The sequence below is a fragment of the Streptomyces sp. NPDC089919 genome, assembly GCF_040684615.1.
In the GTDB taxonomy this organism is placed as follows: Bacteria; Actinomycetota; Actinomycetes; order Streptomycetales; family Streptomycetaceae; genus Streptomyces.
On record NZ_JBFBGK010000133.1, the window covers coordinates 1 to 19,508 of the forward strand.

A 19,508-nucleotide genomic window follows, 5' to 3' on the forward strand; every position below is an offset into this window, starting at 1 on the left:
TTTCGGGAAGGGGGGGGGTGGGGCCGGCTCCGCGCAGCGGCCGGGCGCGGGCCCGGGAGCCGCGCCTCAAACGCCGGCGGGGCTGGAATGGCGGGCCTGCCCGGGCCGGGCGCAAAGGGTGGGCCGAGCCCAGTTTCCGGGGCGCCGCCCCGCACCCCGCGCCTCAAACGCCGGCGAGGCTGGAATTGCCGGACCCCGGCAAGGAGGGCTGCTCGGGGCCGCGCCCAAAGGTACGCCGGCGGGGCTGGAATGGCCGGACCGCTACCGGCGGGGCCCGGGTGTCGGGCCGGCACGGCGGGGGGCGGCGTATGGTCCTGGTATGGGAGGTTTGGCGGAGGGGGGTGAGGGGGCGGGGCGGCTTGACGCGGCGCTGGCCGAGACCGTGCGCCGCACCGGAGCCACCGGCGGCGCCGTCTACCTCCTGGACCACACCGCCCAGGCCATCGGCCTGACCGTGCTGTGCGGCCTCCCCGAGGACGTCGCCCGGCCCTGGCACCGGATCCCCCTCGACGCCCCCGTCCCGATCAGCACCGCCGTGCGGGAGAAGCGGCTGGTGTGGGTCGGCTCCCAGGAGGAGCTGGCCCGCAGCTATCCACGGGTCGCGGCCAGCATGCCGTACCGCTTCGCCCTGGCCGCCGCGCCCCTGCCGGGCCGTTCCCGCTGGTGGGGCGGGCTGGTGCTGCTGTGGCCGGCCGCGCACCCGGCCGGCAGTACCCGCCGCGAGCGCGGCCACATCGCCGCCGCGGCCCGCGGCATCGCCCACGTCCTCGACGAGTGCCCCGACGCCCCGGGGCCGCCCGCCGAGCCCCGCGTGGTTGCGCCGGCCGCACCGCACGCGTACCCGGGCCGCACCCCGCAGGCCGCCGCCGACTACGCGGAGCGGCTGCCGGAGGGGGCGCTGGCCCTGGATCTGGAGGGCCGGATCACCTTCGTCACCGCCACCGCGGCCGCCCTGCTGGGCGGGGAGGCGAGCCGGCTGCTGGGGACCCGGCCCTGGCAGTCCCTGCCCTGGCTGGACCAGCCGGCCGTCGAGGACCGGTACCGCACCGCTGTCATCAGCCGCGAGCCGGTGGAGTTCACCGCCGGGCGGCCGCCGCCGGAGCGCCGGCTGCGCTTCGAGCTCTTCCCGGACGCCAGCGGCATCAGCGTCCGGATCAGCCCCGCGCCCGACGCACCGCAGGACGGCCCCGGCCGGCCCGGTACCGCGGCCGTCCCCCGTCCCGCGCCCACCGGCCGGCTCTACCAGCTCCTGCACCTGGCCGCCGCGCTGACCGAGACCGTCGCGGTCAGCGACGTGGTCGAGCTGGTCGCCGACCAGGTGCTGCCGGCCTTCGACGCGGACGGCCTGGTGCTGTCCGCCGCCGAGGCCGGCCGGCTGAAGATCACCGGCTGGCACGGGTACGACCCGCAGACCATCGAGCGCCTGGACGGCCTGCCGCTGGACACCGGCCTCACCCCCGCCGGGCACGTGCTGGCCACCGGTGCCCCGTCGTTCTTCGCGAGCGTCGAGGAGCTTGCGCAGGCGTTCCCCGGGGCCCCGCGGATGAGCGGGAAGCAGGCCTGGGCGTTCCTGCCGCTGATGATCTCCGGGCGCCCGGTGGGCTGTTGCATCCTGTCGTACGACCACCCGCGCGCCTTCACCGCCGACGAACGCGCGGTGCTCACCTCGCTCGCCGGCCTCGTCGCCCAGGCCCTGGACCGCGCCCGTCTGTACGACGCGGTGCACGGGCTGGCCCGCGGCCTCCAGGAGACCCTGCTGCCGCACGGCCTGCCGGAGGTGCCCGGTCTGACGATGGCCGCCCGCTACCTGCCCGCCAGCAGCGGCATGGACGTCGGCGGCGACTTCTACGACGTGATCCGGCTCGACGCGACCACCGTCGCGGCGGTCATCGGGGACGTCCAGGGCCACAACGTCTCCGCGGCCGCGCTGATGGGCCAGGTCCGCACCGCCATCCGCGCCACCGCCGGCGCCCCGCCGGAGCAGGTGCTGGCCCGGACGGACCGGGTGCTCGCCGATCTGGGCACCGACCTGCTGGTGTCCTGCCTGTACGCCCGGATCGACCTGCCGCGCGGCCGGGTGGCGGTGGTCAGCGCCGGGCACCCGCCGCCGTTGCTGCACCGGCCCGGCCGGCCCGGCACGGTCCTGGGGATCGACCCGGCTCCGCCGCTGGGCGTCGAGGCCGCGGACGGCTACCCGGTCGGCGAGTTCGACCTGGCGCCGGGCAGCACCCTGGCCCTGTACACGGACGGCCTGGTGGAGGTGCCCGGTACCGAGGCCGACCGAACCGCCGCCGACCTCGCGGACCAGCTCGCCCGGTACGCCGACGAGCCGGTGGACGCGCTCGTCGACCGGCTGGTACGGCGCGCCTGGCCCACCGCCCGCTACACCGACGACACCGCCCTGCTCCTGCTGCGCACCACGGCAGCCGACGGGTAGTCCCGGTCCGCCGCCCCGTCGCGGCCTGCGGCGGCCAATGGCACCCGTCCCGTCGCGCCGGAGGCCGTCACCGGCCGGGCGCGGCCGCCTCGAGTGCGTCGACGCTGCCGGACATGACCGTGCGCAGGTGCCGGCCGAGGTGGTCGAGCGGCCAGTCCCACCAGGCCAGGGCCAGCAGCCGGGCGATGTCGGGTTCGCTGTAGCGGGTGCGGATGAGGCGGGCCGGGTTGCCGCCGACGATGCCGTAGTCCGGGACGTCCTCGACGACCACGGCGCCGGAGGCGATCACCGCGCCGTGGCCGATCCGGACTCCGGGCATCACCATGGCGCCGTGGCCGAACCAGACGTCGTGGCCCACCACCGTGTCCCCGCGCCCGGGCAGGCCGGTGATCAGGTCGAAGTGGTCGGACCAGGAACCGCCCATGATGGGGAACGGGAAGGTGGAGGGGCCGTCCATCCGGTGGTTGGCGCCGTTCATGACGAAGCGCACGCCGGTGCCCAGGGCGCAGAACCTCCCGATGACCAGCTTCTCCGGGCCGTAGTGGTAGAGGACGTTGCGGGTCTCGAAGTCGGTGGCGTGCTCCGGGTCGTCGTAGTACGAGAACTCGCCGACCTCGATGAGCGGGGAGGAGACCAGCGGCTTCAGGAGGACCACGCGCGGCTGTCCGGGCACCGGGTGGAGCACCGAGGGATCGGGCGGAACGGACGTCACTGCTGCACCACTTCCGGTCGTACTGGCGGACGGCGGGGACCCGGCCATGATCGCAGCCGGTGCCGCCGGGCGGTGACGGATTTCTTACGGGCGGGTGCGGGAGCCGGACCCGGGCCCCTGGCATGCGTAGCGTCGGCCGGTATGCGAGTACTTGTGACTGGAGGAGCCGGGTTCATCGGCTCACACGTGGTGACCGCGCTGACCGCCGCGGGACACGAGCCGGTGGTGCTGGACGCCTTGCTGCCGGCCGCCCATCCGGCCGTCCCCGCGCTGCCGGCGGCGGAGTTCGTCCGGGGTGACGTCCGCGACGCCGAGGCGGTGCGCGGGGCGCTGCGCGGAGTGGACGCGGTCTGCCACCAGGCGGCGATGGTGGGGCTCGGCAAGGACTTCTCGGACGCGGCGGCGTACGTGAGTTGCAACGACCACGGGACGGCCGTACTGCTGGCGGCCATGGCCGAGGCGGGGGTGCGCCGGCTGGTGCAGGCCGGGTCGATGGTCGTGTACGGGGAGGGCCGGTACGCGTGCCCGGCCCACGGCGTCGTACGGCCGGGCCCGCGCGCGGCGGCCGACCTGGCGGCGGGCCGCTTCGAGCCGCGCTGTCCGCAGTGCGGGGCCGAGCTCGTACCCGGTCTGGTGGCGGAGGACGCGCCGGCCGATCCGCGGAACGTGTACGCGGTGACGAAGCTGGCCCAGGAGCACCTGGCGGCCTGCTGGGCCCGGTCGACCGGAGGGCGGGCCGTCTCGCTGCGCTACCACAACGTCTACGGGCCGGGGATGCCCCGGGACACGCCGTACGCCGGGGTGGCGTCGTTCTTCCGCTCGGCGCTGGCCCGGGGCGAGGCGCCGCGGGTCTTCGAGGACGGCGGGCAGCGCCGGGACTTCGTGCACGTCCGGGACGTCGCCCGGGCGAACACGGCCGCGCTGGCCGGTCTGGCGCGGCGGCCGGAGGGCGGGCACACGGCCTACAACACCGGCAGCGGCGAGCCGCACACGGTCGGCGAGATGGCCGCCGCCCTGGCGGCCGCGCACGGCGGGCCGGCGCCGGTGGTGACCGGGGAGTTCCGGCTGGGCGACGTCCGGCACATCACGGCGGACTCCGCCCGGCTCCGCCACGAGCTGGGCTGGCGGCCGGAGGTGGGCTTCGCGGAGGGCATGACCGAGTTCGCGCGCGCCGGCCAGCGGGCCTCGGCCGGGGTCGGGTAGCGCCGTGCGACAGGGGCGGGCGCCGTCGGACGCCCGCCCACCGGCCGATCAGGCGTCGGCGGCGTTGGCCAGCGGCAGGGTCAGCTCGAAGCGGCAGCCGCCGGGGACGTTGTGCACCGCCGCCCGACCGGCGTGGGCCTCGACGATCCCCCGTACGATCGCCAACCCGAGGCCGGCGCCGGCCGGGGGCGTGCGGGCCGGGCTGCCCCGCCAGCCGGTCTCGAAGACCCGCGGCAGGTCCTCCTCGGGGATGCCGCCGCACCCGTCGGTGACGGAAAGCACCGCGGTCCGCTCCCGCCGGCCCACGTGCACGGCGACGGTCCCGTCGGAGGGCGTGTGCCGGATGGCGTTGACCAGGAGGTTGCCCAGCACCCGGGTGATCTCCTTGCCGTCCACGTCCACCGGTACGTGGGCGATGTCCTCGCCGAGCAGCCGCACCCCGCGTTCGCGGGCGAGCGGGTCGGCGCCCAGGAGCGCGTCGGCGGCCAGGTCGCGCAGGGAGACCCGGCTGGGGGTCAGTTCGAGGGCGCCGGCGTGGATGCGGGACAGCTCGAAGAGGTCCCCGACCATCGTGTTGAGGCGTTCGACCTCGGTGCGGATCTGCCGGTGGTAACGCCCCGGGTCGGTGGCCACGCCGTCCTCGAGTGCTTCGGCCATCGCCCGCAGCCCGGCGAGCGGGGTCCGCAGGTCGTGCGAGATCCAGGCGACCAGCTCGCGCCGGGAGGACTCCAGGGCCCGCTCCCGGTCCCGGGAGGCGGCGAGCTTGGCGCTGGTGGCGGCGAGCTCGCGGGCCAGGTCGGCCAGTTCCGCGGTGGCCCGGGTGGCGGGGGCGGCGAAGCTGCCGCCCTCGCCGAAGTCGCGGGCCGCCCGGGCCAGGTCGCGGCTGCGGGCCACCACCCAGCGGCCCAGCAGGAGGGCGGCGGCCAGCGAGACCACGGCCGCCATCGCCACGACCAGGGTGACCACGGTCAGGTCGTGCGGGGACAGGAACATCGCCCAGGCGACCGCGAGGGTGCCGGCGAGCATCGCGGTCACCGGCACGGCCACCACCACGGCCAGCGAGACCGTGACCGAGCGGTGCCGCAGCAGGCGCAGCACCAGCGCGCCGAGGGTGCCCGCGCAGGCCGCGCCACCGAGGGCGAAGAGGGCGATCAGCAGGACGTCCTTCACGGCCGCTCCTCCCCCGCGGGCGCGCCGGGCCCCGCCGGCGCTGCCGTCTCCGGCCCGTCCGCCGCCGGCGCGAAGCGGTAGCCGACCCCCCACACCGTCTGGATGAGCCGGGGCGCGGCGGGGTCGTCCTCGATCTTCGCGCGCAGCCGCCGCACGTGGACGGTGACGGTGGAGAGGTCGCCGAAGTCCCAGCCCCAGACGTCCCGCATCAGCTCCTCGCGGGCGTGGGCCCGGCCCGGGTGCCCCAGGAAGTGGGCGAGCAGGTCGAACTCGCGCAGGGTGAGGGTGAGGTCCCGCCCGTGCTTGGTGGCGCGGCGGGTCTCCGGGTCGAGCGTGATCCCGGCGGCGCGCAGCACGGCGCTCGCGGCCTCCGGGGCGCTCCGGGCGCCGCTGCGCCGCAGCACCGACTCGACCCGCAGGACCAGCTCGCGCGGGCTGAAGGGCTTGGTGACGTAGTCGTCGGCGCCCAGTTCCAGGCCCGCGATCCGGTCGTCCTCGTCCCCGCGCGCGGTCAGCATGATCACCGGGACGGGCCGCTCGGCACGGAGCCGGCGGCACACCTCCAGGCCGTCGATGCCGGGCAGCATGAGGTCGAGGACGACGAGGTCGGGGGTGCCCGCGGTGGCCGCGGCGAGCGCGGCGGGGCCGTCGGCGGCGTGCTCGACGCGGTGGCCGGCCCGGTGCAGGTAGCCGGTGACGACCTCGGCGACGGTGGGGTCGTCGTCGACGACGAGGATCCGCGCGGGCGGGGTGGGCGTGGTCATGGCCTCAAGCCTGGCATCCTCCGGCGCCGACCTCCGCACCCGCGGGCCGCCGCCGGACGGATGTCCGCGTTTCGTAAGGACTGGTGTGCGAGTGCCGTACGGGTGGACGACTCATGCGCCACCTGGGACGCGGCGTCACCCGACGTCCCTCTTTCGTAAGGAGTCGGTGTCCGCTATGTCCGGCGGAAATTCCTACGGTGTCACTCGTGACCGAACATTCCGTAGACGTCGTCCTGCCCTGTCTCAACGAGGCCGGGGCCCTGCCCTGGGTGCTGGCCCGGATCCCGGACGGCTGGCGGGCCCTGGTGGTGGACAACGGCTCCACCGACGGGTCCGCCGAGATCGCCCGCTCGCTGGGCGCCACCGTCGTACCCGAGTCCCGGCGCGGGTTCGGGGCCGCCTGCCACGCCGGGCTGATGGCCGCGGAGGCCGAGTTCGTCTGCGTCTGCGACTGCGACGCCTCACTCGATCCGGGCCTGCTGACCGGCTTCGTCCGGCAGGTCGCCGCCGGCGAGGCCGACCTCGTGCTCGGCCGCCGCCGGCCGCAGGAGCGGGGCGTCTGGCCGCTGCACGCCCGGGCCGGGAACCGCGCCCTGGCCACGATGCTGCACCGCCGCACCGGGCTGCGGCTGCACGACCTCGGACCGCTGCGCGCCGCCCGGCGCGAGGCACTGCTGGGCCTGGAGCTGACCGACCGGCGCTCCGGCTATCCGCTCCAGATGGTCGTCCGGGCCGCCGACGCGGGCTGGCGGGTCCGCGAGGAAGACGTGCCCTACCTGCCCAGGACCGGGAAGTCGAAGGTGACCGGCACCTGGCGCGGCACCTACCACGCGGTCCGCGACATGCGGGCGGTCCTCGCCGAGCCGCCCTACGCGACGGCCGCCGGGGGTGCCCGGTGACCAGCCTGCTCGTGATCGCCAAGGAGCCGGTGCCCGGCCGGGTCAAGACCCGGCTCACCCCGCCCTTCACGCCCGCCGAGGCGGCGGCGCTGGCCGCGGCCGCGCTCGCCGACACCCTGGCCGCGGTGGCCGCCACCCCGGCCGACCGGCACGTCCTGGTCCTGGACGGCGCGCCGGGGCCCTGGCTGCCGGCCGGCTTCGAGGTGGTCCCGCAGTGCGGCGGGGGCCTCGACCGGCGACTGGCCGCCGCCTTCGCCGGCTGCCCGGGCCCGGCGCTGCTGATCGGCATGGACACCCCCCAGGTCACCCCGGACCTGCTGGCGCCCGCGCTGGACTTCGGGACGTACGACGCGTGGTTCGGGCCCGCCGAGGACGGCGGCTTCTGGGCGCTGGGCCTGGCGGCGCCCGACCCGGCACTGCTGCTCGGCGTACCCATGTCCGTACCGGAGACGGGGGCCGAGCAGTACGCACGGCTGCGGGCCGCGGGGCTGCGCACCGGGCTGCTGCCGCGGCTGCGGGACGTGGACGCGGCGGCGGACGCGGCCGAGGTGGCCGCCCTGGTACCGGACGGCCGGTTCGCCGCGGTGCACCGGGACGCCACCGCCGCCGTACGGGCGGGCCGGTGACCGCGCCGGCCCCCGTCCGGGGGGCGGCGGTCGCCGGTCCGGCCTGGCGGGAGGACCCGTACGCGGTGGCGCTGCGCGCCGGGCGCGGGCCGCTCTTCCTGCGCCGGGCCGACGGCTGGCTGCTGCCGCTGGAGGTGGAACGCTGGTGCGCGGCAGCTGACTCCGCGGACGGCAGCGTGCTGGCCCGGTGCCACGGCGCGGTGCTGGACATCGGCTGCGGACCGGGACGGCTGGTGGCCGCGCTGGCCGAGCGGGGGCATCCGGTGCTCGGGGTGGACGTGAGCCCGGCCGCGGTGACCTCGACCGTGCGGCGCGGCGGGACCGCGCTGTGCCGGTCCGTCTTCGACCCGCTGCCCGGCGAACGGCGGTGGACCACCGCCCTGTTGGTGGACGGCAACATCGGCATCGGCGGCGATCCGGTCGCCCTGCTGCGGCGGACCGCGCACCTGCTCGCCTCGGGCGGCCGGCTGATCGCCGAGTCGGCCGCCGTCGAGGTGGACGAGCGCTGCGAGGTCCGCCTCGACGACGGCCGCGGCGGCCTCGGTACGCCGTTCCCGTGGGCCCGGGTGGGACCCCGGGCCCTGCGCCGGCACGCCCGGCGGGCGGGCTGGACGGTGGCCGGCGCCTGGGCCGCGGACGGCCGCCGGTTCGCGGAACTCGTGCCCCGCTAGCCGGACTTGCTCACGGGGAGCGTTCACCGGCCGGGGGCCGGGGGACGCTCCCCTTCGGCGTGCGGTGCTTCCGACGGTACGTCAGACAGGTCCCGGCGGCGGTGAGTACGGCCACCGCGGCCAGCACCAGAGCGAGGTTGCGCCCGTACGGCAGCGGCAGCGCCGAGGGGTTGGGCGGGGCACCCGGCCGCAGCAGCAGGGGCAGGGTGATCAGCACCAGCACACCGCCGGTCAGGAGCGCGCCGCGGACCGCCCGGCGCGCCGGCACCGCCGCCACCAGCAGGCCGACGGCCAGCAGCAGCGGGGCGATCACGCCGTCGTGCAGCACCAGTGCGCCGCCCAGCCAGACGACGGCGTCGGAGGGGTCCGGCAGGGAGGCCAACTGCCAGCCGCCGTAACCGGTCAGCAGCAGGCCGCACGCGCCCAGCGCGCCGCGGGCCACGGGGATCCTCATCACAGCACCTCCAGTCGGGCGACCCACTTGGTCTGCAGCACGCCGGGCCGGTTCGGCGCGATGATCCGCGCCGGGTAGCCGTGGTCCGGCGCCAGGACCTCGCCGCCCAGCCGCAGGGCCAGCAGGGTCAGCGGGTCCTCGGCGTAGTCCCGGCCCATCTCCATCACCCGGTACGCGCCGTGCGCTTCGAGGGAGACCACCCGCAGGCCCGCGCCCCGGGGCGCGCCCGCCCGGGCCATCAGCTCCCGGATCCGCACCCCGCTCCAGTCGGCGCCCACGCTCCAGCCCTCGACGCAGGCGATCGGCAGAGCGACCCGGGTCTGCGGCAGCGCGTTCAGCTCGGCCAGGCTCAGCCGGTACGGCCGCGGGCCGAGCACGTCGAGGTGCCAGTCGCGGACGGTGGCCGCGGTGACGCCCGCGGCGGCGGCGGTGCGGTTCACCGGCAGGCCCTGGGGCCCGTACCCGGGGTGGCGGGGGGCCAGCAGGTCGAGGGCCGCGAGGGGGGTGACGGACTGGCCGACGGTGGTCAGCGTCACCGCGCCCACCGCGGCCCCGACGCCGATCAGCAGGGCCCGCCGGTCCGGTCCGTCCCGCTCCTCGTCGGGCAGCGCGAGGGTGCCGGCCGACCGGCGGCTCCAATGCGCCCTGATCTCCGGGGCCTTGACGGCCAGGTGCAGCAGGACGGAACCGGCCACGACCCAGGCGACGGCGTAGTGGACGGGGACGAAGGAGAACGGCCAGGGGTACCACTCGGCGATGTTGAGCAGCCCGCTGAACAGCTCGAACAGCCCCGCGGCCACCAGGACCGCCACCGACAGCCGCTCCAGCGCGTGCAGCACCGACCGGACCGGCGGCCAGGCGAACAGCCGCGGGTAGACCGTCCACAGCTTGGCGAGCAGCAGCACGATGGCGGCGAGCCCGGTCCCGACGTGCAGCCCCTGGGTCAGCCGGTAGCCCCACGCGGGCCGGGCGGGCAGGTGGTCGGCCAGCCAGCCCGGCGGGTGCTGGAGGTAGTGGCTGACCAGCCCCGTCAGGAAGCAGACCGCGAGGGCCCCGCCCAGCCAGCGGCCGAGCACGGTGGCGGTCCGGGCGTCGTGCAGCCGCCCCCTGAACTCCGGCGGCCGCGCCGCCCGCAGCCGAGCGGCCAGCACCTCCGCCCGCAGCCCCGGCGGCACGCTCCATCGAGGATTCCGGCCTCCGCCGGTACGCGATCCCATACCCGCCATGCAACCCCGCCGACCCCCCTGCCAGGGGCCCGGAACACCTTACGAAACACGGACACCACCCTGGCGCGGGCGGGAGCGGGGGCGGGCGGCCGCCCGCGCCGCGGGCTCGTAGGGTGACCGTATGACGATTCGCGCTGTGGTCTTCGACGTGGGCGAGTGCCTGGTCGACGAGACCCGTGAGTACGGCACCTGGGCCGACTGGCTCGGCGTCCCGCGGCACACCCTCACGGCGGTCTTCGGCGCCGTGGTGGCGCAGGGCCGCGACTACCGCGAGACCTTCCAGGAGTTCCGGCCCGGCTTCGACCTGACCGAGCAGCGCGAGGCCCGCGCGGCGGCGGGGCAGCCGGAGTGGTTCGGGGAGGGCGACCTCTACCCCGACGTCCGGCCGGCCCTGGCCGCCCTGCGGGCGGCCGGACTGTGGCTGGCCATCGCCGGCAACCAGACGGTCCGCGCGGGCGGGCTACTGCGGGAGCTGTTCAGCGCGGACGTGGACCTCATCGGCACGTCGGACGACTGGGGCGCGGCCAAGCCGGACCCCGCCTTCTTCGAACGCGTCGCCGAGGTCGTCCCGTTCGCCCCCGACGAGATCCTGTACGTCGGCGACCGCATCGACAACGACCTCCGCCCCGGCGCCGCCGCCGGCATGCACACGGCACTCATCCGCCGGGGCCCCTGGGCCACGATCCAGTGGCACACCCCCGAAGCCGTGAAGCTCCCGACCTTCCGCATCGAAACCCTCACCGAACTCCCCACCCAGATCGCCACCTTCAACGCACGAGCGCACTGACGACCGGCGCCTCGGCCGCACGCCCTCTCGGGCCCTGCCGACGGAGGGTCAGTCGAGCGGAATCTCCTGGTGGGCCGTGACGATCTGGTCGATGCGGTGGGCGAGGTCGAAGTCGGCTTCGGTGAGGCGGTGGCCGGCGTCGTGGGTGGTGATGGCGGCGCGGAGGTGGTCGATGCGCAGGTCCAGATCGGCGTGGTGCTGGATCCGCCGGGACCGGTCGGCGATCGTCACGATGGCCGCCACGGCAGCATGGTAGCGGATCGCGTAGGTGCGGGTGATCTCGTCGCCCTCGCGGCTCCAGCCCGGCAGCTCGGCCAGCCGGGCGGTGATCTCCTCGTCGGACAGCGGTGCGGGCACGCCCATGTCAGCTCCCCTCGTTCACGACCGCCAGGACCTCGGCAAGTTCCCGGCCTACCGGCGCATCGTGCCACGGGCGCATGGGCCGTGCGTCAGCAGGCGTTCCCCCACGGCAGGTCGTCGCCGATCCGGTCGAGGAGACCGTCCGCATCGTTGAGCGCGGCCTCGCACAGGTCGATGACACCGCGCCCGTCACCGAGATCGGTGCGCAGCTGGGCGGTGTCGACCAGGGCGTACCCGATCGGGTGCGCGTCCCGGGACCGGCAATCTCCTGGGTGACGTCGCGTCAGAACGCCGCCGCACTGAGGTCGCTCGTGGTCGTGCTGGGGACGGCGGTCATCCGCTGTCGGCCGCGCCGGCACGGGTGGGGGTGGGCCATCACCCCGAGGGGAGCCGGCGGCTGGCCCGCTGGCTCTGAGGCTTGGCGGGCGAGGGGCCGGCGGACCTTACGAAACGCGGACGGACCGGCTCGGGGGCGGGCGTCGGCGGGTGGGCGCTGACAGGGTGGGGGCGTGACACGAGCGACCGCCGCGACCGGCTCCCGTATCCCGTCCACCGATGCCGGCCACGGGCACCGGCCGCGCCGCCCGCCGTCCGGTGCGGTCGCCGCCGTGTTGCTGGTCGCGCTCGTGGCCGTGCTCGTGGGGACCGTGCGCAAGGACGGGTACTTCAGTGATCCGGCGGGGCTGTCCTGCTGGTACGCGGCGGCGTGGCTGCTCTTCGCCGCGGCCGTCCGGGCGTTGCGCGGGGTGCCGGTGCGGCGGGCCGTGGGGCTGGTGCTGGCCGGGGGGATCGCGGTGGCCGCCACCGGGCTGGTCGCGCCGCCGCGCACCAGCACGGATTCCTACCGGTACGCCTGGGACGGCCGGGTGCAGGCGGCGGGCATCTCGCCGTACGACCACGCCCCCGCGGACCCGGCGCTCCGCTCGCTCCGGGACCCGTGGCTCTTCCCGAGCGGCGCGGCCTGCGGCGGACCGGACCTCGTCCCCGTGTCCGAAGGGGTGTGCACCCGGATCAACCGCCCCCTGGTCCACACCATCTACCCGCCGGCCGGTGAGCTGTACTTCCTCGCCGTGCACGCCGTCTCCCCCGATGGCGTCCGGCACAAGGCCCTGCAGACCGGCGGAGCCCTGCTGGCCGTCGCCACCACCCTGGTGCTGCTGCGGATCCTGCGGCGCCGCGGCGACCCGCGCACCGCGGCGTACTGGGCCTGGTGCCCGGCCGTCCCCGTGGAGGCGGTCAACAGCGCCCACGCCGACGTGCTCGGGGTGCTGCTCGCCGTCGCCGCGCTCGGCCTGACCCTGCGGCACCGGGCGGCCGGCAGCGCCGTGCTGGGTCTGGCGATCGCGGTCAAGCTGCTGCCCGCCGTCCTGCTCCCCGGCGCCCTGTCCGGGGTACGCCGGTGGCGGGACGCGGCCGCGACGGTGCTCCCGGCCGCGGCCGTGCTCGCCGCGCTCTACCTGCCGTACGTGCTGCTCTCGCACTCGTCCGTCTTCGGCTACCTCGGCGGCTACGCGGCGGAGGAGGGCTACCAGGACCCCACCGAAGGCCGCCGGTACGTCCTGCTGCGCCACCTGATGCCCGACGCCTGGGCGATGCCCGCGGTACTCGTGGGCACGGCCGCGGTGAGCGTGTACGTGATCCGGCGCGGCGATCCCGAACGGCCCTGGCGCGGTGCCCTGCTGGTCACCGGCACGGCCTTCCTGCTGACCACGCCCGGCTACTCCTGGTACGCCCTGCTCCTGGTCGCCCTGGTCGCGCTGGACGGCCGCTGGGAATGGCTCGGCGTGGCCGTCGCCGGCGCAGCCGCGTCCGTCACCTCCTGGGCGTGGAAGCCGGCGGGCGCCGTGGCGTACGCGCTGGCCGCGGCCATGGTCCTGGCCGGCACGGCGATTCGCACCCGGCACACCCGCCGGCCGGCACCCCCGTACGACAGCGTCCCCCGGGACGCCCGTTCCGCCGGCTGACGGCCGCGACGGGGCCTGGAATCCACCGGACACCGCCCCCGGGCATCTGGTGGTACCCGCACGCCCGGCGTAGGGTGCGGCCGCCGGGGCGGGTGGGACGGGATGGCCGAAGGGGGCGCGGGCGTGGTGCGAGAGGGTCCGGTACTGGTGACCGGGGGCAGCGGGTTCGTCGGGAGCCGGCTCGTGGACGAGCTGCTGGAGCGCGGCTACCACGTGCGGGCCACCGTACGGTCGCTGGCCGATGCGGCGAAGGTGGGGCCGCTGACGGAGATGGCCGGTCGGCACCCCGGGCGGCTGGAGCTGTTCGAGGCCGACCTGCTGGCGGCGGGCTCCTTCGACGAGGCGATGGCCGGCTGCCGGGTGGTCTTCCACGTGGCCTCGCCGTTCCTGATGCCCGAGCAGATCAAGGACGGCCGGCGGGACGTGGTCGAGCCCGCGGTGGCCGGCACCCGCAACGTCCTGGCGGCCATCGAGGCGACCCCGTCGGTCGAGCGGCTGGTCTTCACCTCCACCGTCGGCGCGATCTTCGGCGACTACGCGGACGTGCTGGAGATGACGGACCGGACGCTGACGGAACGCTACGTCAACACCACCAGTACGCCCGCGGACAACCCGTACCACTACGCCAAGACGCTCGCCGAGCAGACCGCTTGGGAGACGGCCCGGGCCCAGGACCGCTGGCGGATGGTGTCGGTCAACCCGGGCCTGGTGCTGGGGCCCTCGCTGACCCCGGCCTCCGAGTCGGGCAGCCTCTTCCTCGTCGACGAGCTGTTCAAGGGCTACTTCTGCTACGGGGCGCCCGACTTCGCCTTCACGTTCGTGGACGTCCGGGACGTGGCCGCGGCCCACATCGCCGCCGCCGAACGCCCCGAGGCGCACGGCCGGTACATCCTGGCCCGGCCGGAGATGGTCTCCTTCCGCCAGATGGCGCGGGCGCTGCTGGCAGTGCGCCCGCGGGACCCCCGGCTGCCGCGCTGGGGGCTGCCGCACTGGCCGGTGCGGCTGCTGGGCCCGGCCTTCGGCCTCACCCAGGACTACATCCGCAAGCACCTCGGCATCCGCTTCGCGGTGGACAACCGCCGGAGCACCGACGAGCTCGGGATCGTCTACCGGCCGTGGGAGGAGACGGTGGTCGACCACCACCGGGCGTGGCTGGAGCGGCGCCGGGCCGGGCGGTAGCCGGACCGGGGCGGGAAAGCCACGGCCGGCGGCCGCCGCCCCGACTCCCCCGCCCCGCGCGTCAGTGCCGGGTCTTGCGGGAGCTGCTCGACTTCTTGGACGTGCCGCCGGACTTCCGGCTCTTGCTGCCCGAGCGGCTGCCGAAGCCGTCGTCGTCATCGTCGTCGTCCGCCGACGGGTTCGCCGAGGCCGTCGGTGTCGCGGTGGCTCCGGCCGACCGCTCCGGCCGCAGCAGTTCCTCGTCGGAGCAGGGCGTGTCCGGGTCCTCCACCAGGCACAGCGCGAGGGCCTGCCCGTCGCGTCGTACCAGCGCCGAGAGCGTGCAGGACGCCGGATCGGGTGCACGGTCCGCCAGGTCGACACGGCCACCGCGGGTCAGCCGGGCGTCGGGCCGGGCCTGGCCCTTGGCGTCGGACGGGCCGTAGAAGGCCCAGCGACCGGTCAGCGTGTCGGTGCAGGAGGTCCCGCCGCGCACGGACCCGCGGACACCCTGCGCGGACAGGCTCCGGTCCGCCCGCAGGCTCAGCCGGGCCCCGCCCGCATTGGTCCAGGTACCCACCAGGTCCGAGGCGTCGGCCTGGGCGTCCCGGGTGCTCGCCGGGACACCGTTCGCGGTACCGACCGACGCCGCGCCCGCGCCCGCGCCCGCGGGGACGCCCGTACCGCCGCTCGAACCGCCGCAGCCCGTGCCGGCCCACGCCAGCACCGCGGCCAGTGCCACGAGCCGTCTCGTCGATGTCTTCATTCCGTGCCCCCGTTCGTTCGTGCGTCCGGATCATACGGACGCCGTGGGGGTGATCTTCAGCCGGGCGGCCGTACGTCACCCCCGGCGCGGGGCCCGGCGCGGCAGCTCGGCGCGCCGGACGGCGGCCGGGCCCAGGACGAGCGGGACGGAGAGCACGGCCAGCGCGGCGCAGGCGAGGAACACCGGGGCGGCGCCCCAGGCCCCGATGGCGGCGCCGACCAGCGGGTAGCTCAGGGGTGCCAGACCGAGCATGGCGAGCATGCTCACCGAGGTGACCCGGCCCAGGTACGCCGGGTCGCAGGCGGTCTGGACGAGGGTGCCGGCCAGGCTGCCGAAGGTACCGGCGCACAGTCCGACCGCCACGGCCAGCGCGACCACCGGCCCGAGGGCCGGGAGGAGGGCCAGGCCGGCGAAGCCGGCGGCGCCGAGGGCGAGGGTGCCGGCCAGGACCAGGCCGGCGCGCGGCAGCCAGCCGGTGACGGCGAGCAGCGCGGCACTGGCCGCGGCCCCGGCACCGAAGCCCGCGACGATGCAGCCGTAGCCGGCCGGGCCCCAGCCGCGTTCGGCGTTGAGCAGCACCAGGCCGACGTTCAGGGGCCCTACCAGGCCCAGTTCGCAGACAGCGCCGGCGGCAACGAGCGGGCCGATCAGCCGGTGGCGGCGGATGTAGCGCAGACCGTCGAGCAGGTCCTGCCGGGCGGTGCGGGAGGCGCCGGAGGCCTCCTCGGACCCGCGGGGCCCGGCCGGCTCGAGCGGGCGTATCCGCAGCGAGAGCAGCAGGGGCAGGGACAGCGCGAAGAGCACGCCCGCGACGGTGAAGGCGGCGGCCGGGCCGCCGAGTCCCATCGCCAGGCCGCCGGCCGGCGGCCCCGCGATCTGGCTCAGGCGGGCGGAGAGGGTGCGCATGCCGGTGACCCGGGCCAGCTGGTCGGGATCGGTGAGCCTCGGCGGGAGGGCCCCGACGGCGGGCACGAACAGCGCGTCCACCGCGCCGAAGACCAGCGCCACCACGACCAGCGCCCACAGGCCCGGCGTGGCCAGCGCCGTCGCGGCGGCCGCGCCCAGGATGAGGAGGCAGCGGAGCGCGTCGCTGCCGAGGAGCACCCGGCGGGGGTCGAGCCGGTCGGCGAGCACGCCCCCGCCGAGCATGAGCAGGGCGCGCGGTACCGCGCCCGCGGCCATCACCAGGCCCACCTCGGCGGGGCCGGCGGCCTGTTGGGCCGACCAGCCCAGGGCGACGAAGTAGACGCCGTCGCCAACCAGCGAGGCGGTGTGGGCGGCGAGCCAGCGCAGCACGTTGGCGTCCCGGTGGGCCGGGGCGGCGGCGGGCGCCGGCAGGACGGACGCGGGCGAGGTCATGGCGGTCTCCGGTCGCTGGGGGCGGTTCGGCGGCATGCCGGGGCCGGCCGGTCCGGTGCGAGCGGCCGGTCTCAGGGGCAGGGGCGGGTACCGGTCAGGGCCGGAAGGGGAAGCCGTACAGGTGCACCGAGACCCGCTCGCGTCCGGCGGTCCCGCCGTCCGCGCGGCCGTCGGCCCCCTCGGCCGCCTTCGCCGCCTTGCCCCGCTCGCGCCAACGGCGGGCCAGCACTTCGAGTTCGTCGCTCATCTCGGCGAGTTCGGCCGGGGTGAGGTCGAGCATCCACTCGGAGCTGAAGGAGGCGTCGGACCACTCCTTGCCCCAGGCGGACTTCTGGTCCAGGTAGGTGCGGTACTGCGCGACACGGGTGTCGAAGATGCCCCGGGTCACCGCGCCGACGGCGGCGGCGCCCTCGGGCGAGTCGGCGAAGTCGGACTCGCGGAAGCCCCAGCCGCCCTCGGACGCCACCTGCCACCACCGCTCGCGGCCGTCCGCGCCCCGGCCCTCCGCCCCGGTCACGAAGCCGTGGTCGGCCAGCTTCCGCAGGTGGTAACTGACCAGCGAGGGCGTCTCGTCGACCTGGTCGGCGAGCTGCGAGGCGGTGGCCTGGCCCTCCGCGTACAGCAGCCGGTAGAGCCGCATGCGCAGGGGGTTCATGAAGGCCCGCAGCCGTGCGAGATCGGTGATCTGCTCGTACCGGCCGACGGGCTCGGGAACGTCTTCGGGCGCGGGTCCCGGCGTCGTCGTCATGAGGCCAGCGTAGATCTGAAGCGAATCTTTCGCAATAACCGCTTCAGATCTCGGCGGCACTTTCCCAGGAGGGCGGCACACCAAGGGGTGTGACCATCCCATGATCCGTTCGTTGTGGGCTCCATGGACGTACGAAACGGGCCCGGGACGGCGGCACGGCGGGTCGAGGCGGTGATCTTCGAGCGCTACCCGCAGCTGGTGCGCCTGGCGTACCTGACGCTGCCCGTCGCGCTCGACCGGCACGCCCGGGTGCTCCGCGCCCATCGGGCCGTACAGCAGGCGCTGCGCGGAGCCGGCCGGCGGGCCGGCCAGGGCGACGATCCGGTGGCCGCGGTGCGCGGCGAGGTGGTGCGGCGGGCGGCGGGCCGGGCCCGGCCGCAGCTCCCCTGGGTCTGGGGGCTGCGGATGTGGCCGGTGGCCGAAGAACTGGACGCTGCTGCGAGGGAGTTGGCCGCACTGGGCGGTTACGCGCGAGCCGGCCACGTGCTGTGCCGGTGGGACGGCCTCTCGACGGAGGAGGCCGTGCTGGTGCTGCGACTGGCCGGGGCCGCCGCTCCGGAGGAGGAGCTGCAGGCCGGACTCGCCGTCACCACGGCCGGGCCCGCGGACGGCTCCGGCACCCCCGGCGACAGCGCCGGAGCGACGCTCTCCCACCCCGCGCAGGTGCACACCCGCCCCACCGACCTGATGCTGCGTCGGACCCGGGTACGGGCGCTCGGCGCGGCGGCCGGGGCGCTCGCGCTGGGCACCGCGCTGGTCCTGCTGCCCGGCGGCGACGGACCCGGTCCGGCCGTCCCGTACGCGGGCGCACCCGCCGCGCGGGCCGCCGCCGACCCGGACCGGCTGGTACGGGTGGCCGCCCAGGCCTGGTCCGACACCGGACGGGTGGACTTCACGGCCTGGCCGGCGCGCGGCGACCGCACCGGCGACCAGGCGCTGCTGACCCGCGCCCTGGGCACCTGGGCCGCACCCCCGTCCGGCACGGCCCTGCTGGCCGCCCCCGCAACCTCCACCGAACCACCTTCGCATCCGCCGCAGTTGCTCTTCGCAGGAGACGCCGGACCGGGTACGGCCGTGGTGGTCCTCCTGGACGGCGACCGCCTCGCCCGCTACACCGAACACGCCGGGCGACGGAGCCTGGACCTCGCGCGGGTGGACGACGCCAACGTCACCACCGCGGCCTCACTGGTCCTCACGCGCCGCCCGGACGTCGGTACGGAACAGCCGGGCGCGGTCCGGCACTTGCTGGCCCCGTGGATCGCCTCGGCCGGCAGCCGGGAACTCACCGCTCCCGACGCTCCCTTGCACCGCCTCCGGATCGGCACCGACGGCACGGTCGCCGTGCCTGCGGGCGGAAAACGCACCGGCTGCGACCCCGCCGCCCCGGTGCTCGAAGTCGCCTCCTCCGTCCGGATCGTGGAGAAGCACTCCTTCCTTCTCGCCGACCTGGGCGGCCTGTTGCCGGTCCACCTGACCTACACGCCCCAGGCCGAGGGCACCGAGGCCGCCCGGGCCCGGCAGCCGCGCGAGGCGACCGGCCCGGTCGGGCGCGCGCGTTGGAGCCAGGAGGCCTGCGCGCTGAAGCAGGTGGACGGACGTGCGGTACGGGCCGTCAACCTGTGGGACTTCGCCACCTCCGAACTACCGGAGGGCGCCGGCCGAGCGGTGTGGTCCTGCCTGCGCGCCACGCACTGGACGGGCAGCGGCGACGTGTCCGTCCAGCTGCGGCCCCCGACCGGCGCCGCACTCACGGCAGCCCGCGAACGGGCCACCGCCGCCTGCGGCCGCTTCGGCCAGCACATCCTCGCCGGCACGGCTTGGCGCGCGGCGTCCGGACATTGGTACCAACTGGCCGCCGGCAGCCGCGAGGTGGCCGAGATCACCCTCACCGGCTCGATCCACGCCCACGCCAAAGCCCGCACCCTCGCAGCCCCCGCCGCACCCCCCGGCGCCCCCCGCCCCCACCTCACCGCCCGCCTCCACAGCGGCACCACCCTCACCGCCCTGGACGGCGCAACCGGCGGCCGAGACTGAGGCCCCGCCCGGGAGAGGCACCTCCAGCCTCGCCGGCGTTTGAGGCGCGGGGCCCGGGGCAGCGCCCCGAAACCTGGGCCCCCCCTTTGCACCGCCGGTGCGGGGACCCGCCAATCCAGCCCCGCCGGCGTTTGAGGCGCGGGGTCCGGGGCAGCGCCCCGAAAACAGGG

18 protein-coding genes are annotated in these 19,508 nt (G+C 76.3%); 9 read left to right on the plus strand and 9 right to left on the minus strand.

What is annotated here, in order from left to right:
- The first annotated feature begins 319 nt into the window (after window positions 1–319).
- Window positions 320–2,437, plus strand: coding sequence for a SpoIIE family protein phosphatase (locus AB0O40_RS33850; RefSeq protein WP_365049381.1), 2,118 nt, complete (start codon window positions 320–322; stop codon window positions 2,435–2,437).
- 67 nt (window positions 2,438–2,504) lie between these two features.
- Here the strand turns inward: AB0O40_RS33850 and AB0O40_RS33855 are convergent, their stop codons facing one another.
- The gene (locus tag AB0O40_RS33855; protein WP_365049383.1) at window positions 2,505–3,149 is read right to left on the minus strand and encodes a CatB-related O-acetyltransferase; all 645 of its coding nucleotides are present in this window, start codon (window positions 3,147–3,149) and stop codon (window positions 2,505–2,507) included.
- A gap of 141 nt (window positions 3,150–3,290) precedes the next feature.
- On the opposite strand from AB0O40_RS33855, the gene AB0O40_RS33860 reads away from it, so the two are divergent.
- Window positions 3,291–4,352, plus strand: a complete 1,062-nt coding sequence (locus AB0O40_RS33860; RefSeq protein ID WP_365049385.1) for an NAD-dependent epimerase/dehydratase family protein — start codon at window positions 3,291–3,293, stop codon at window positions 4,350–4,352.
- Window positions 4,353–4,400: 48 nt separating this feature from the next.
- Here the strand turns inward: AB0O40_RS33860 and AB0O40_RS33865 are convergent, their stop codons facing one another.
- Window positions 4,401–5,522 carry a HAMP domain-containing sensor histidine kinase gene (locus tag AB0O40_RS33865; RefSeq protein ID WP_365049387.1) on the minus strand — a complete coding sequence of 374 codons (1,122 nt, stop codon included), beginning with the start codon at window positions 5,520–5,522 and terminating at the stop codon, window positions 4,401–4,403.
- Window positions 5,519–6,286 (minus strand): response regulator transcription factor, encoded by a 768-nt coding sequence (locus AB0O40_RS33870; protein ID WP_365049389.1) that lies wholly within the window; start codon window positions 6,284–6,286, stop codon window positions 5,519–5,521. The genes AB0O40_RS33865 and AB0O40_RS33870 overlap by 4 nt, the downstream gene beginning before the upstream one ends.
- A 197-nt stretch (window positions 6,287–6,483) precedes the next feature.
- Between AB0O40_RS33870 and AB0O40_RS33875 the strand changes: the two genes are divergently transcribed.
- The 3 genes from AB0O40_RS33875 to AB0O40_RS33885 are packed head-to-tail and all read left to right on the plus strand — an operon-like array spanning window position 6,484 to window position 8,482.
- The gene (locus AB0O40_RS33875) at window positions 6,484–7,185 is read left to right on the plus strand and encodes a glycosyltransferase family 2 protein (protein ID WP_365049391.1); all 702 of its coding nucleotides are present in this window, start codon (window positions 6,484–6,486) and stop codon (window positions 7,183–7,185) included.
- Window positions 7,182–7,811, plus strand: a complete 630-nt coding sequence (locus tag AB0O40_RS33880; protein WP_365049393.1) for a DUF2064 domain-containing protein — start codon at window positions 7,182–7,184, stop codon at window positions 7,809–7,811. Before AB0O40_RS33875 ends, AB0O40_RS33880 begins: the two co-directional genes overlap by 4 nt.
- Window positions 7,808–8,482 (plus strand): methyltransferase domain-containing protein, encoded by a 675-nt coding sequence (locus tag AB0O40_RS33885; RefSeq protein WP_365049395.1) that lies wholly within the window; start codon window positions 7,808–7,810, stop codon window positions 8,480–8,482. The genes AB0O40_RS33880 and AB0O40_RS33885 overlap by 4 nt, the downstream gene beginning before the upstream one ends.
- Window positions 8,483–8,492: 10 nt before the next feature.
- Here AB0O40_RS33885 and AB0O40_RS33890 read toward each other — a convergent pair whose 3' ends face one another.
- Entirely contained in the window at window positions 8,493–8,936 is a 444-nt protein-coding gene (locus tag AB0O40_RS33890) for a hypothetical protein (protein ID WP_365049397.1), read from the minus strand.
- Window positions 8,936–10,153: a molybdopterin-dependent oxidoreductase gene (locus tag AB0O40_RS33895; RefSeq protein WP_365049399.1), complete on the minus strand. Its 1,218-nt coding sequence runs from the start codon at window positions 10,151–10,153 to the stop codon at window positions 8,936–8,938. The genes AB0O40_RS33890 and AB0O40_RS33895 overlap by 1 nt, the downstream gene beginning before the upstream one ends.
- Window positions 10,154–10,283: 130 nt before the next feature.
- On the opposite strand from AB0O40_RS33895, the gene AB0O40_RS33900 reads away from it, so the two are divergent.
- Window positions 10,284–10,949, plus strand: a complete 666-nt coding sequence (locus AB0O40_RS33900; protein ID WP_365049401.1) for an HAD family hydrolase — start codon at window positions 10,284–10,286, stop codon at window positions 10,947–10,949.
- Between the two features lie 48 nt (window positions 10,950–10,997).
- On the opposite strand, the gene AB0O40_RS33905 is transcribed toward AB0O40_RS33900, so the two are convergent.
- Window positions 10,998–11,312, minus strand: coding sequence for a 4a-hydroxytetrahydrobiopterin dehydratase (locus tag AB0O40_RS33905; RefSeq protein WP_365049403.1), 315 nt, complete (start codon window positions 11,310–11,312; stop codon window positions 10,998–11,000).
- A gap of 605 nt (window positions 11,313–11,917) precedes the next feature.
- Between AB0O40_RS33905 and AB0O40_RS33910 the strand changes: the two genes are divergently transcribed.
- Window positions 11,918–13,273 (plus strand): glycosyltransferase family 87 protein, encoded by a 1,356-nt coding sequence (locus AB0O40_RS33910; protein ID WP_365049415.1) that lies wholly within the window; start codon window positions 11,918–11,920, stop codon window positions 13,271–13,273.
- Window positions 13,274–13,375: 102 nt separating this feature from the next.
- The gene (locus AB0O40_RS33915) at window positions 13,376–14,452 is read left to right on the plus strand and encodes an NAD-dependent epimerase/dehydratase family protein (protein WP_365049405.1); all 1,077 of its coding nucleotides are present in this window, start codon (window positions 13,376–13,378) and stop codon (window positions 14,450–14,452) included.
- A 61-nt stretch (window positions 14,453–14,513) separates the two neighbouring features.
- On the opposite strand, the gene AB0O40_RS33920 is transcribed toward AB0O40_RS33915, so the two are convergent.
- The 3 genes from AB0O40_RS33920 to AB0O40_RS33930 form a co-directional block, all read right to left on the minus strand.
- Window positions 14,514–15,197, minus strand: a complete 684-nt coding sequence (locus tag AB0O40_RS33920) for a hypothetical protein (protein ID WP_365049407.1) — start codon at window positions 15,195–15,197, stop codon at window positions 14,514–14,516.
- Window positions 15,198–15,272: 75 nt separating this feature from the next.
- Window positions 15,273–16,556, minus strand: coding sequence for an MFS transporter (locus AB0O40_RS33925; RefSeq protein ID WP_365049409.1), 1,284 nt, complete (start codon window positions 16,554–16,556; stop codon window positions 15,273–15,275).
- 94 nt (window positions 16,557–16,650) lie between these two features.
- Window positions 16,651–17,304 (minus strand): helix-turn-helix domain-containing protein, encoded by a 654-nt coding sequence (locus AB0O40_RS33930; RefSeq protein ID WP_365049411.1) that lies wholly within the window; start codon window positions 17,302–17,304, stop codon window positions 16,651–16,653.
- A gap of 123 nt (window positions 17,305–17,427) precedes the next feature.
- Between AB0O40_RS33930 and AB0O40_RS33935 the strand changes: the two genes are divergently transcribed.
- Window positions 17,428–19,338 (plus strand): hypothetical protein, encoded by a 1,911-nt coding sequence (locus AB0O40_RS33935; RefSeq protein WP_365049413.1) that lies wholly within the window; start codon window positions 17,428–17,430, stop codon window positions 19,336–19,338.
- Window positions 19,339–19,508 lie beyond the last annotated feature (170 nt).

Bases quoted from the DNA above. Each gene is read 5' to 3' on its own strand.
- AB0O40_RS33925 (WP_365049409.1), bottom strand. From the start codon at position 16,556: ATGACCTCGCCCGCGTCCGTCCTGCCGGCGCCCGCCGCCGCCCCGGCC.
- AB0O40_RS33920 (WP_365049407.1), bottom strand. From the start codon at position 15,197: ATGAAGACATCGACGAGACGGCTCGTGGCACTGGCCGCGGTGCTGGCG.
- AB0O40_RS33850 (WP_365049381.1), top strand. From the start codon at position 320: ATGGGAGGTTTGGCGGAGGGGGGTGAGGGGGCGGGGCGGCTTGACGCG.
- AB0O40_RS33890 (WP_365049397.1), bottom strand. From the start codon at position 8,936: ATGAGGATCCCCGTGGCCCGCGGCGCGCTGGGCGCGTGCGGCCTGCTG.
- AB0O40_RS33860 (WP_365049385.1), top strand. From the start codon at position 3,291: ATGCGAGTACTTGTGACTGGAGGAGCCGGGTTCATCGGCTCACACGTG.
- AB0O40_RS33930 (WP_365049411.1), bottom strand. From the start codon at position 17,304: ATGACGACGACGCCGGGACCCGCGCCCGAAGACGTTCCCGAGCCCGTC.
- AB0O40_RS33915 (WP_365049405.1), top strand. From the start codon at position 13,376: ATGGCCGAAGGGGGCGCGGGCGTGGTGCGAGAGGGTCCGGTACTGGTG.
- AB0O40_RS33935 (WP_365049413.1), top strand. From the start codon at position 17,428: ATGGACGTACGAAACGGGCCCGGGACGGCGGCACGGCGGGTCGAGGCG.
- AB0O40_RS33905 (WP_365049403.1), bottom strand. From the start codon at position 11,312: ATGGGCGTGCCCGCACCGCTGTCCGACGAGGAGATCACCGCCCGGCTG.
- AB0O40_RS33870 (WP_365049389.1), bottom strand. From the start codon at position 6,286: ATGACCACGCCCACCCCGCCCGCGCGGATCCTCGTCGTCGACGACGAC.
- AB0O40_RS33895 (WP_365049399.1), bottom strand. From the start codon at position 10,153: ATGGGATCGCGTACCGGCGGAGGCCGGAATCCTCGATGGAGCGTGCCG.
- AB0O40_RS33900 (WP_365049401.1), top strand. From the start codon at position 10,284: ATGACGATTCGCGCTGTGGTCTTCGACGTGGGCGAGTGCCTGGTCGAC.